The sequence below is a fragment of the uncultured Candidatus Kuenenia sp. genome (genome assembly GCF_900696675.1).
GTDB lineage: Bacteria > Planctomycetota > Brocadiia > Brocadiales > Brocadiaceae > Kuenenia > Kuenenia stuttgartiensis_A.
The window spans coordinates 38,284-51,392 of sequence record NZ_CAADGZ010000013.1 but is presented as its reverse complement, the minus strand read 5'-3'; the positions used below and the strand labels follow the sequence as shown (position 1 = coordinate 51,392).

The following is a 13,109-nucleotide window of genomic DNA, read 5'->3' as shown; positions in this document are numbered from 1 at the left end:
GGCCGCGATAACACTGAATAGTTATAATTATCTTTTTGAGTAAATACAAACTGTATTACAAGAGGAGAAGAGCCGATCGCAGATAGAGATATATTTTAAAGTATTAAAGAGCGGTTGCAAGATAGAAGAGCGCCAATTGGAGACAGCGGAGCGTATCAAGCCGTGTATTGCTCTTTATATGATAGTGGCATGGGGGGTATGTTTGTTACCATGTTTGTAAGGGAATGCCCGGATTTGCCGTGTACAGCACTTTTAGAGGATGATGAATGGAAACCCGTGTATATGATTGCCAAAAACGAAGCTCCACCCGAAACCCCGCTATCGCTCGGAGGCTTTACCGTAATGGTACCAAGTCTGGAAGGATACTTAAATCGCAAATGCGATGGCCCACCAGTAAATTTTTAAAATCAGGTTTATTTGACTATAAGCCACAGATTAGGATAAGATTAAAAAGTTTTTTTATGTTTGCTAATCTGCAAAATCTGCGGAGAAAAAGTATTTTCAGGTGAAAGCTTCTGTATAATATTTTATATTTTTTGGCAGTAACCGTCATCCTGAACGGCGAGACCAGAATATCTCTTTCTTACGAATTGAAAAGGTTGGTTATGAATTTTTCGTGGCTACATGTATCGGTGCGTTGGATTATTTTTGTAAAGACCGAAGCGGGAGCAGTCCTCATTGCTGCAGTGCCTGTCTGCCTTTTTACGCATTCGGGGAAATCATGAAGAACAACCTGAGCGCAAAAAGAGTCTTATGGAGGTACTTTACTCTTAGTTACATCGCAGTACTTTTCAACACCCTGTTTTATCTGAAACAGATCCATTATAATGACACGGTCACGATCCTCTTTGGCCTTTCGATGTATCTCTTTTACAGTTTTTTGTACCTTTTCTTAGTATTCATTCCCGTCTTAATCCTTGAGATACTTGTACGAAAGGTGTTGAAAAGGCATGATCGATCACTTGTCAGAAAGCAGTGCCTTGCGGTTATTTTTGGAATTACCATCGTGTTGTTTACCTTGGTGCAAATCCTGATTTTTACCGACAAGCAACTCTTTCAACTCTACCACTTTCATATCAACGGCTTTGTCTGGAACCTTATCACCACACCGGGCGGTATAGAGTCGCTTGGCAGCAGCGATTCAACCCTTATCAGTATTGTAATGATCTTTGCCGGATTTTTTGCCCTGCAGGTGGCGCTTTTTGTCATGGCCAGGTCTGGGGTTTTGCAAAGGGTTTCTTTCGTCTCGTTAAAATTTCGCTATCAAATATTATTTCCCATTTTTCTGATTTTTCTTTTCGGCTTTCAGTCCTTCACATACGGTATTTGTCATCTGCAGGCCAAAAGTGCCGTTTTGAGTGCGTCAAATGCCTTTCCACTCTATATCCCGGTCACCTTCAGGAGTTGGGCCAAAAAATTTGGCATTTCACCGAAAAGAACAGTTCAACTGAAGTTCAATGAAAATGAAAATGATCTCCAGCTCCATTATCCTTTACAATCAATGCAATACACCTGGGATGCTCCGGACTATAACATCGTGTGGCTTGTTGCTGAATCATGGCGGGCAGACATGCTTGACCATGAGATCATGCCGCAAACTATGGCCTTTGCGAAAAAATCAACGTGGTTTCTCAACCACTATAGCGGAGGCAACGGCACACGAATGGGTCTTTTCTCAATGTTCTACGGACTCTACGGCAATTACTGGTTTGAATTTTTGCATCATCGAAAAGGCCCTGTATTAATTGACAGGCTTATTGACCTCGACTATCAGATGGAGTTGTTTACCAGCGCAAAATTTTCTTATCCGGAGTTTGACAAGACCCTCTTTGTCGATATCCCCTCGAAAAACCTGCATGAATATACCAAGGGGCTGAGCGGTTGGGAAAATGATCGCAGGCATGTAACGGCAATGATCGATTTTTTAGAGCACAGGGAAAAAGGCAGGCCTTTTTTTACATTCATGTTCTTCGAATCGCCTCACGCACAGTACTATTTTCCGGAAGAGTCGATCATCAAAACCCCCTTTCTTAAAGACATGAACTATGCAAGGATGGATCTTGAAAATGATATAACGCTTATAAAAAACCGTTATATCAACTCATGCCATCATCTTGATTCACAACTCGGCAGGATAATACATTATTTGGAATCAAATCAACTGCTTGAAAAAACCATTGTTATCATTACGGGCGACCATGGTGAGGAATTTATGGAAAAAGGACATTGGGGACACAACTCCGCCTATACGGAAGAACAGATCCGGGTACCTTTAGTACTCTGGCTGCCAAAGGGACAGCCTCAGCTCGTTACAAAAATGACCAGTCACCTGGATATCCCCGCAACCATAATGCCTCTCTTCGGTACGACAAATCCTGCGAGCGACTATTCGCTGGGACACAATCTCCTTGAACCTACCGGGCGAACATACACTGTTGTTTGCGATTGGGATAGTCTTTGCTATGTTAACCATGACTACAAGGCTGTTTTCCCGCTGCAATCGTATAATTTTCACAAACAAACCACTACCACCAGAACAGATCAGGAAATAGCAGACAAAAAAAGATTCTTTACGTCATCTAAAAACGATCTTGCACTTTTGATGACGGAAATCAATAAATTCAATCAATAAATTAGGCCTCCGGCAATTTTTTCATGTAGAGCGAAGTGTCATTTCACTCGTGACGAAGCAATCGTTTCGTCCTACAACATTGAAATTCCTAAACGTTAAATTAATGAGAATAGCTCCGCTATTTCAAAAGCGGTTCTCTCCATGGGTAAGTATTTTATTCCTTTTTCTTATGCTACTATTCCTTGGTTTTGAAGTATACGCCATGCTTTGGTATCACTTCAAAGGACACGAGGAGCTATCCCAGCTATCCGGAAATTTTTTGCACGTCAGAGAAGAATTGATAAGGGAAAAACCGAAGGAAGAATTCCGGTTTCCGTTATCGGCGATACGAAAAGTGCGGGCACCTTTGAGAAGATTGCCAGGGAACTGCGCGAAGAGCCCTTATCGTTCGTTGTCTTTCCCGGAGATTTTGTGCGTAGAGGCACAGAAGGAGAACATCGTTATTTCAAGGCGGAGTTTGCAGCCGAATTTGCATTTCCCTTTTCAGCATCTTTTCTTAATAGAATACTTTTCGCAAGCGTTGTCTGGTTAGGTATTGGGGTCGCCTCCCGACTATTGACGATGTTTGCACGCAATGCATAGTCAAATGAATCTGTTTTCCGAAAAACACCACAGACAAGAAATGTTGTATCTGACAGTAGATTATGGTGGAATGACATTAACAGAAACAGAGCAAAGGTAGTGCAGGGGCGAAGCATTTGCTGTAAATTGTCATAAATGCATTTATACCCAAACGTGTAAATGCTTCGTCCCTGCTTTTGCACGAGTGATTATGAAATGAAAAGATCAAAATTATTATTCTTTATTTTTATTACTGAGGGTTTTGCATTACTGTTGGCACTGGTTCTTGCAAAATATCTAAGAATTCAATTGTTGCCTCTGACTGAAAATATTTTACGTGATACTTTCACTGGCACTATTGGGGCTGCTATTCCTTTCTCTATCTTTGTGCTTCTTCTTTCGGAAAAATCGGGGAAGATGCCTTTCGCAAATTCACTGAGGCAAACGATACTGCATGACCTAAAACCTCTGTTTTCTCATTTAACGCTCCCTGATATGTGTATAATTTCTCTTTTAGCGGGATTTTCCGAAGAATTACTGTTTCGGGGAGTACTGCAAAATAAACTTGGCATTTTTGCAGCAAGCGTGATTTTTGGGCTACTCCACTTTATCTCACCGGCATATTTTGTTATTGCATTTTTAATGAGTATATATATCGGATTTTTATGTTACTATTTACAAAGCCTGCTTATCCCCATACAAATACACTTTGTTTACGATTTGTGCGCATTGATCTATCTGAAACATTTCAGGAGGTTTAAATAAAGGCAACACTATTTAGTTTTTAGAAAAAAATCTGCCGATAAGTGATAGGATTTGTAGTGCGACGAACCTGGTCGTACTACATTGTTGGAATTTTTCAAAAAACTAAAGTGTTACGAAAATTGAGACAAATATTTTCGATCAACAAGGGTGGCACGGACAAACTCTGTTTGTCCGTGTCATCCTTGCAATGAATTTTATTTAAAAGGAATACGATTATGAGAAATATTTTTTCCCATTTTATCTTCTCCGTATGTAAACTGTTTTTGTGCCTGGTTGTTGTGTTTCTCGTTTCAACACTGGCGGTCAAAACTTCCTTTGCTGTTCAGGTTGCGCCCAAAATAGCGGCTGGCGCATTTCATACCCTTGCGCTAAAACCAGACGGCTCTCTCTGGTCGTGGGGAAAAAATGAATACGGCCAACTTGGTGACGGCACCATCAAAAACAAACATTCCCCCGTGCAGGTAAAACACCTTAGCAGTATTATTGTAATCGATGGAGGAGCGTGGCACAGTATTGCTTTAAAATCCGATGGAACAGTGTGGGCATGGGGAGGAAATTGGGCGGGTCAATTAGGAGACGGTTCCTATAAAAGCAGCAACATTCCTATTAAAACAAAAGAATTAAGCGGCATTATCGCCATTTCCTGCGGAGGACAACACAATCTGGCGCTAAAATCTGATGGAACGGTATGGGCATGGGGCATTAATGACAAGGGACAGCTCGGCATTGGCGATGCTAAAAACCAACAGATTCCCATCCGGATACCAGGACTAAACAATATTGTTGCTATTAGCGCCGGGGGGTATCACAGCCTTGCCATTAAATCTGACGGGTCACTGTGGGCATGGGGCTCAAACAATATGGAACAATTGGGTGATGGAAGCGCTACCAACAGGTGTAGCCCTGTCCATGTAAGCAATCTTCGCGACATCATTGCCGTGAACGGGGGAGGCGATTTCAGCCTTGCATTGAAATCCGACGGCACAATCATGGCATGGGGGTCAAATGGCTTGAGTCAATTGGGCGATGGAACAACTACAAACAGAAACACACCCGTTAACGTATCTGATGTACGGGATATCATAGAAATAGCTGCTAAAGGGAATCATAGCCTTGCGCTTACCATTGAAGGCAAGGTTTGGGAATTTGGCAGCATAGGAGCGACTCCCACGGAAAAAGAAGTTACATTGCCTGCCTATCGCCCTGTTTTAGTAAACGAGATAACCGATGTTATTGCAATAGCATGCGGAGAATTCCACAATGTTGTGCTTAAAAACGACGGCAGTTTGTGGGTGTGGGGCATAAATAATTTTGGTCAATTGGGAGATGGCACTGTCGGCAGCAAAACAAAACCCGTTTTGATCTGCAAATGGTATTGAAGAAACATTCCCGTTGGCAGTCTACTGTCGGCAAATTGCAGATTGTGGACTGTGGGCTGGGCTAAGCCATGAGTGGCCGTTTACTGGGAACATATGTCGTCATGTATAATTTACAACGCACAAACCTTTCTTTTTATAAAAGACTATGAACACTATAAAATATTCCCAACATCTTTTCACCGCTCTTTCCGCCGCCGGTAAAGCGGGACGCGCAATCTTAGAAGTGTACTACACCGATTTTGCAGTTGAGCACAAAGACGATACATCTCCTTTGACGCTGGCAGACAAGCATTCGCATGAAGTTATTACAAAAGACCTGAAAACCCTGACTACCGGCAATAATTCCGGCAATGCCAATGCTGTCTCCTCACTGCCTGTATTAAGTGAGGAAGGGAAAGAGATACCCTATACCGAGAGGAGATACTGGGAATCTTTTTGGTTGGTTGATCCGCTTGACGGTACCAAGGAATTTATTAAGAGAAACGGCGAATTTACCGTAAACATTGCCCTTATCCATAAAAACAGGCCTGTTTTAGGTTGTATTTATGTGCCGGTCACGGATGTTCTTTATTTTGCATGCGAAGGATTAGGGGCATATAGGCGGGAAAACAATCAAGGCATAGCAAATGTTTTATCATTAAAAGAACTTGTTGATAGTTCGGAAAGATTGCCATCACGCCATACTCATAAAAAGAATGTTGAAAACAATCGTTCCCCGGACGAAGATGGAATTCATCTGACGGTTATCGGAAGCCGTTCACACCCTTCAGAGCAATTTGCAAAATTTGTGGAAAGTTTGCGTGGTGAAGGGCGGAAAATTGAAATCATCTCCGCAGGGAGTTCTCTGAAATTCTGCCTTTTGGCTGAAGGCAAGGCGGATATTTACCCAAGGTTTGGCCCAACAATGGAATGGGATACGGCGGCAGGACAAGCAATTGTCGAGCAGAGCAATGGGAAAATAATGGATGCAGAAACCAATATGCCTTTGAAATATAATAAGGAAAATCTGGTCAACCCGTTTTTTATAGGAATGGGAGAAAATAGTCCCTTACCACCCATTACAGGGCAATAGTTACCAAAATTCTTAACCTTCATGCTATGTACTAAAGATTTCGCTTACTTTATGAAATAATTTATCAGGAGTCATCGGTTTTTGCAGAAAATATACCCTCCCATCCCGGAGGTCTTTGTTTGTTAAAATATTTTCTGAATATCCGCTCATAAATAATGTTTTAATATCGGGTTTGATTTTTTTAGTACGGCCATATGCATCCCTGCCATTCATTCCCGGCATCATGATGTCGAACAGCCACATACCAATGCAGCCTTTATGACCCTCAAATTTATTTACCGCATCCTCACCGTCCACCGCTGAAATCACCTTGTATTCCTTGTTTTCAAGCAGTTTTTCCATTATTTCCCTCACGGCATATTCATCTTCGGCCACAAGGATTGCTTCCGGCTTTTCGCTGTCTGCGGCATACATTGTTTCCGGCACGTCTATTACCACTTTTTTGCAAAATACAAAGAAACTACTGATTAGGTATTATTGTATCAAACGATCGCTCCCGGTTCACTAAATTATTGTAGTCAAAATCATCAGATATTATTGCAGAAACATCTGCCTCCGGACGCATCCGTTCACATTCTATTTCCGCGAACGGCGACCGGCCTTCCCGCTACAATAAAGAATTGCGGCTTGATGTTCCCCATACCGTATAGTAAAATCAGACCCGGTATGACATTGTTTCCCAGTAACAATTAAAAACACTCGTTCCCAAGTAGCGGCAAGGTATGTCTTGCCGCTACTTGGGAACGAGCGCGTAATGACTAAATGATTTAAAATGCTAAACAAGCACATCTTTCATATTTCGCATCTCGAATTTCACCATTTCAGTCCGGAAAGTAGTGTATGATAAAAGGCGTCACCCTCTTTAGCGGCATTGGCAGAAAGCTATTCTGCTGGTTTTTGCTGTTATCTATTTTCCCCATCATAGTTGTCGCTACACTTACATATCGGTATGGTAAGGAAACTATTAAGAATGAACTCCTCAAAGAGGAAGCATTCATCGCCGAAGGGATCAAAAACCACATACTTACCATTCTTGACGCGGGTGAATATTCGGCACAATTTTTCGCATCTGACGAGTTTATCCGAAGGCATTTAGAGATGCTTAATCACAATCCTGACAACAAAAATGTCGTAAAAAAATTTAATGATTATCTGGTGTACAAGACGAACCTGAATAAGGATTTTTATGAAACCTTTGTTTTAAACCCATCGGGCATAGTTGTTGCCTCAAGCGACGAAAACAGTATCGGAAAGAAGGAATGCGATGTTGATTATTTTATTTATGGCAAAAATGGTCCTTATATTAAGGATATCTACATAGACAGGGATACGGGAGAGTCTTCTATGGCCTTTGCGTCTCCTATCATTAGGAAACGCGGACGAAAATTCCTGGGAGTTTTAGTGATCCGTTATAACGCAACGAAGTTAAATGAGATTACCACTGGCAAAAAGCTGCTTATAAAAGATTATGGCGGCACTTTCCTCAGAAGGGGAGAAACCAGCGAGGCATATATTATAAATAAAAACTATTTGATGATTACTGAATCAAGATTTAAAACGAATGCTATTTTAACGCAATCGGTTCCTTCTGAACCGGTCACTGCTGTATTTTTAAACGGGCATGAGTTTGTAGGGGTTTACAAGGATTACCGGGGTGTTAGTGTTATTGGCGCCGCACGGTACTTAAAGAGAATGGAATGGGTTTTACTGGTGGAAACAGATGCATCGGAGGCATATTATCCGATCTATAGATTAAAATACCGCGCAATCACCATGGTTGGCATATGCATTATCGGCGTGATATTTGTATCATTATTTGTTTCACGGGGGATTATCAATCCCATCCTCATGCTTGTTAGGGGTATGAAAAGAGTGGCAGCAGGCGATTTGGATTTTCGGATAAAAAACAACCTGAAAGACGAACTGGGAGAATTGACCGATTCGTTTAACAAAATGACGTATTATATTAAAGATTCCAGTGAAAAGATCCTGAACCTAAAGGAGTCCCTTGAAGAAAAAAAAGAATATTTAGAGGGCATTTTAACGTTTGCAAATGAATTGATCTTTATGCTCGACGCACAGGGCAATTTTACCTTTATCAATCCTAAGATAAAAGACTGGGGCTACGAAGAAGACGAGCTGATAGGGCGGCATTTGATTTCTCTTTTATTCAACAAACAACAAATGCAGGTGAACCAGATTCTTCATGCCGGTTCCAGCAGGAGAGTGAAAGTCGAAGCGGTGGATAAACAAAACAATGTACGAAATGTATTGCTCAGCACTTCCCGGATAAAAAACAAGGAGGGACAATTAATAGGCATATTGGGGGTTGCCAGCGATATTACTGAACTAAGAAGTCTGGAGCATAAACTTGTGCAATCGGACAGGCTGGCGTCCATCGGCCAGTTAGTGGCGGGAATTGCCCATGAACTAAATAACCCTATCGGCGTAATATACCTCTATAGCACAGAAAGTCTGAGGCTTTTTGAAAGGATTACCAACACTTTTAAAGAAAGCAACACACTTTCCATCATTGAAGATACACAGCGGCTGATCAAGGTTCTTTCTGCCATTGACTGCGGGTCGTTTGTTAATAAGGAACTGTTTGAACAGGAATTGTCCTCCATAATTGAAAACCTGAAAAATAACAGCAGGAGATTTGAGGAGACCTATAACGTTATCAGCAAAAACAGATTTCATTTACATGAATACCTTGAGGGTTCCGCAAAGGAATCCATTCGATGTAAAGAATTAATTGGCGGGTTGCTGGATTTTTCCCGGCAGAAAGAGCCGAGAATGAGCTGGTCAAATGTCAATAAGTTGATCGACAATATACTCAATATTGTGGAAAAGCAATACCGAAAAGAGAAGATTGACGTTGTGAGAAATTTTGATCCCCGTATCCCTGATACGATGATGGATAGCAGCCAGGTAGAGCAGGTTATTATTAACATTGCCAACAATGCCGTCTTTGCAATAAAAGAATCTCTGAAAGAAGCCTTGCGTGAAGACGTCCGCAAAAAAGGGATACTGACAATTGGCACACATTTTCACGCAGATAAGGAATCGATAGAAATATGCATAAAAGATAACGGCATGGGCATCAATAAGCATGATTTGGGGAAGATATTTGATCCTTTTTTTACGGCAAGAAAAGATGGAAAGGGGACGGGACTGGGATTAAGCATCAGCTACGGAATTGTAAAAATGCACGATGGAAGTATTGAGGCAGAAAGTATGGCGGGAAAAGGTACAACATTCAGGATATTCCTGCCGGTAAAGGGGAAAAAACCAAAATGAACAGAACTAAAATATTGGTCGTTGATGATGAAGAGGGATACCGAAAGGTGCTTTATAACGCACTCACCGAACGCGGATTCCAGGTCAAAACAGCAGCATCGGGAGAAGAGGCGCTTGCGGAATTTAAAAAAAACTCGTTCTCTCTCATTGTTATCGATATGAAACTTCCCGGCAGCATTGACGGGCTTGAATTGCTTCAAAGGGCAAAGGAAATGAATAATGCTTCCATCCTGATAATGACCGCCTACGGCGGGATAGACACTGCCGTAGAGGCAATGAGGCGAGGTGCGTTTAATTACATCACAAAGCCCTTTAGCATTGATGAAATCATGCTTAATATTGAACGCATGATTGAGCAAAATAAAATTATTGAAGAAAACAACTATCTTCATTCCGAGCTGGAAAAGGCATTTGGGCGAAAAACCATTATCGGGAATTCGAAAGAAATACAGAAGGTTATGGATATGATTTCCAGGGTTGCATTTAGCTCCGCCACCGTTTTAATCACCGGCGAGAGCGGCACAGGTAAGGAACTCGTGGCGCGGGCAATCCATTTTAACGGCAATAGAAAGCATAAAAAATTCGTAGTAATCAATTGCGCCACCCTGTCTGAGCATCTTTTGGAAAGTGAATTGTTCGGACATGTCAGGGGCGCCTTTACCGGCGCTATAAAAGATAAAAAGGGCCTTTTCGAAGAGGCAGACGGCGGCACCCTCTTTATGGATGAGATTGGAGATATTCCAACACCGGTTCAGGCAAAAATCCTGCGCGTTCTGCAGGAAGGGGAATTTATCCCGCTGGGAGATACCGTTGCACGAAATGTAGACGTCCGGATTATTGCTGCGACAAACCAGCACCTGCTCAAAAAAGTACGGGATAAGGAATTTCGCGAGGATTTATACTACCGGCTGAATGTAATCAATATAAAAATGCCTCCGTTGCGGGAGAGAAAAGAAGATATTCCGCTATTAATAAAACACTTTATCGAAAAATATAATAAAAAAGAAAACAAGCAGATAAAGGGGCTTTCTCCCGAAACGGAAATGGAATTATATAAATATCACTGGCCGGGTAATGTGCGTGAACTTGAAAACGCAATAGAAAGGGCCGTTACCCTTACCAATGAACCAATCATTCCGCTACATGTTATTTTACCCATTGTACGGAAAGAAGACGGCAACAACATGCTCTGGGACGACCTGCTTTCTCATCCTTACAAAGAAGCGCGAAAAAAGGCCCTTGATGTCTTTAATACTAAATATGTAATGAATATCATTAATAAAAATAGTGGTAACGTAACCAACGCAGCAAGAGAATGCAAGATAGAAAGACAATATTTGCAACGCATGTTGAAAAAATACGCTATCAAATCAAGGCAGATAATATAATTGCCAACCTACAGTCGACAATCAGCAAATTGCAGATTGAGGATTGGGGATTGGGGATTGCTACAATAACTAAGGCATCCATATATACATAAACGAAGGGGCGACGGAATGGATAAACGTCTTTATATCAATGTTGAAAAGATTAATGTTTCCTGCGCCTGCGCCGGTTAATTGAGAATATATGTTGTTTTTATATGACCCGGGTCTGTGGTAAAGAATAACTCGCGCCTCCGTAAGATTAGTTTCTTTTTTTGCGATTGAAACCGCGTCATCCAGATACCCTATTTGATCAATCAGCCCATTCTCCAGCGCCTGTTGAGCGGAATAAATCCTTCCGTCCGCAAGTTCTCTTATCTTCTCCATCGAAATGCCCTCTCTGTTTTCCTCAATGACGCAAAGGAATCTCTCATACATAGCATTAAGTATCTCTGAAAATATCCTCCGATCCTCTTCTGTCATCTTCTTCAAAGGAGATCCCATATCCTTGTGTTCTCCGGTTTTAACAGAGGCGTCGGCAATTCCAACCTTCTGCAAAAGCCCTTCTATGCTAAGGTTGATCATAATGACGCCGATACTTCCTGTTACCGTTGTCGGGTGCGCTATAATTTTGTCTGCAGAAGCCGCAACATAATAACCCCCCGATGCACCAATATCCATAATACAGGCAATAACCTTTTTCTTCGTCTCCTCTTTAAACCGCATAATTTCATAATACATCATGTCCGATGCTGTAACCTTCCCGCCCGGACTGTTTATGCGCAGCAGAATTGCCTTCACTTGTTTGTCCATCTTCGCCAGCGTCAACTCTTCCTTAACACGTGAAACCATATCCAGCTCTTCCGTTAAACCGGGAAAGCCTGCCTTTTTTTCATCAGAAATAATTCCTGAAATATCAATAATGAGTATTTTGTCTTTCCCCCTTCCCGAAACGGTCTTTTCACTAAGCGGACCCACCGTAGGCACCAAAGAAACCGTTATAAAACTACAGCCTGAAATCAAAAACATGAGACAGGAAAGAAAATAAGGAAGTAACATGTGACAATGATTGTTTTTCATAATTGATTATGGGGACGATTTTTAATAATAATTTATGTACCTTAATAAAACAGGAGTATTACTGATTTTTTGTGACTTCCGCCATGTTTTAATAAAACGTTGCAGTAGTGTTAACCCTGACAGGGTTGTTTCGCCATAACCCCATTAACGGTTACAAAAAATCGGGAATGCACACTAATAAAACAGATACCGGTAACTTCTCAATAAATTGTAGTCCACAGTCTCCATTCGGCAATCTGCAATTTGCCGATTGCCGAATGCACAGTATTCCCCATTATCAGGGCAATACCGTCCAGCTTTCTTGTCCATTCGTAAGTATCACCTTTTTAATACCAAATCTTCTTAGCGTTGACATCATATCTTCCTGGTGTTCAAGCAATGAGACGGTAAAACGCTTCATATGCTCCCATTCCACCTTCAGACAGTCTTCCTCTTCATTTTCAGGAATCGATAACTGGATTTCGTATCCCTGTTCCGATATTTTGCGCTGGAGCAACGAAACGAACTCTTCCTTATCTTCCGCATTTGTTAAAATTTCCTCCAATGAGAGGTCGCCAATTTCATCGTAAAGAAACAATTCCTTATCTACAAAGGCCATAATAAAAATTATCGCCGTAAGAAGGGCTATTGCTCCAAGGATTATTACAACATCTTTATATCGTTCTTTTTGTTTACGTTTTGCCATAGTTTATGCCTTTGCGTATTTTATTTCTAGTCACTATATTGCGAAAGCGGGTTTTTAATGCATACATTTGTTCTTGTCAAAAATGTATTGAATCTCGCATCATCATGCATTACAGTAAACCTTATGATTTCTTAACCCCCACAACAGGCCGGAAGAGAGGTGCAAGGCAGTCTTCGCTTTGCATTTATTGATTGCCGGTAAGTTTGAAATTCACTGTATGTGCCGGCATAAATGAGAAACAAGTATAAATTTATATCATTGGGTAATAGAC

11 protein-coding genes are annotated in these 13,109 nt (G+C 41.4%); 8 read left to right on the top strand and 3 right to left on the bottom strand.

The features are described 5' to 3' along the window. Positions 1 to 114: 114 nt before the first annotated feature. The 6 genes from QZT26_RS03960 (at position 115) to QZT26_RS03935 (ending at position 6,409) form a co-directional block, all read left to right on the top strand. Complete coding sequence (locus QZT26_RS03960; RefSeq protein WP_157820572.1) at positions 115 to 405, top strand: hypothetical protein; 291 nt, start codon at positions 115 to 117, stop codon at positions 403 to 405. Positions 406 to 721: 316 nt separating this feature from the next. Continuing rightward, a complete protein-coding gene (locus QZT26_RS03955) occupies positions 722 to 2,632 on the top strand; it encodes a sulfatase-like hydrolase/transferase (RefSeq protein ID WP_295100807.1) in 1,911 nt (636 codons plus the stop codon). A gap of 207 nt (positions 2,633 to 2,839) precedes the next feature. Beyond that, entirely contained in the window at positions 2,840 to 3,214 is a 375-nt protein-coding gene (locus QZT26_RS03950; RefSeq protein ID WP_099325634.1) for a hypothetical protein, read from the top strand. 195 nt (positions 3,215 to 3,409) lie between these two features. Further along, entirely contained in the window at positions 3,410 to 3,958 is a 549-nt protein-coding gene (locus QZT26_RS03945) for a CPBP family intramembrane glutamic endopeptidase (protein ID WP_157820573.1), read from the top strand. A 215-nt stretch (positions 3,959 to 4,173) separates the two neighbouring features. Continuing rightward, entirely contained in the window at positions 4,174 to 5,337 is a 1,164-nt protein-coding gene (locus tag QZT26_RS03940; RefSeq protein WP_099325636.1) for an RCC1 repeat- and reductase domain-containing protein, read from the top strand. Positions 5,338 to 5,482: 145 nt separating this feature from the next. Then, positions 5,483 to 6,409: a 3'(2'),5'-bisphosphate nucleotidase CysQ gene (locus QZT26_RS03935; protein WP_295100802.1), complete on the top strand. Its 927-nt coding sequence runs from the start codon at positions 5,483 to 5,485 to the stop codon at positions 6,407 to 6,409. 24 nt (positions 6,410 to 6,433) lie between these two features. Here the strand turns inward: QZT26_RS03935 and QZT26_RS03930 are convergent, their stop codons facing one another. After that, positions 6,434 to 6,835, bottom strand: a complete 402-nt coding sequence (locus tag QZT26_RS03930; RefSeq protein WP_295100799.1) for a response regulator — start codon at positions 6,833 to 6,835, stop codon at positions 6,434 to 6,436. 414 nt (positions 6,836 to 7,249) lie between these two features. On the opposite strand from QZT26_RS03930, the gene QZT26_RS03925 reads away from it, so the two are divergent. Together QZT26_RS03925 and QZT26_RS03920 are read left to right on the top strand one after the other, a co-directional pair. After that, positions 7,250 to 9,709 (top strand): ATP-binding protein, encoded by a 2,460-nt coding sequence (locus tag QZT26_RS03925; RefSeq protein ID WP_295100796.1) that lies wholly within the window; start codon positions 7,250 to 7,252, stop codon positions 9,707 to 9,709. Continuing rightward, positions 9,706 to 11,097: a sigma-54 dependent transcriptional regulator gene (locus QZT26_RS03920; protein ID WP_295100795.1), complete on the top strand. Its 1,392-nt coding sequence runs from the start codon at positions 9,706 to 9,708 to the stop codon at positions 11,095 to 11,097. Before QZT26_RS03925 ends, QZT26_RS03920 begins: the two co-directional genes overlap by 4 nt. A 69-nt stretch (positions 11,098 to 11,166) precedes the next feature. On the opposite strand, the gene sppA is transcribed toward QZT26_RS03920, so the two are convergent. Both sppA and QZT26_RS03910 read right to left on the bottom strand, forming a co-directional pair. Beyond that, the gene (gene sppA / locus QZT26_RS03915; RefSeq protein WP_295100793.1) at positions 11,167 to 12,132 is read right to left on the bottom strand and encodes a signal peptide peptidase SppA; all 966 of its coding nucleotides are present in this window, start codon (positions 12,130 to 12,132) and stop codon (positions 11,167 to 11,169) included. Between the two features lie 298 nt (positions 12,133 to 12,430). Beyond that, complete coding sequence (locus tag QZT26_RS03910; protein ID WP_099325642.1) at positions 12,431 to 12,838, bottom strand: hypothetical protein; 408 nt, start codon at positions 12,836 to 12,838, stop codon at positions 12,431 to 12,433. Positions 12,839 to 13,109 lie beyond the last annotated feature (271 nt).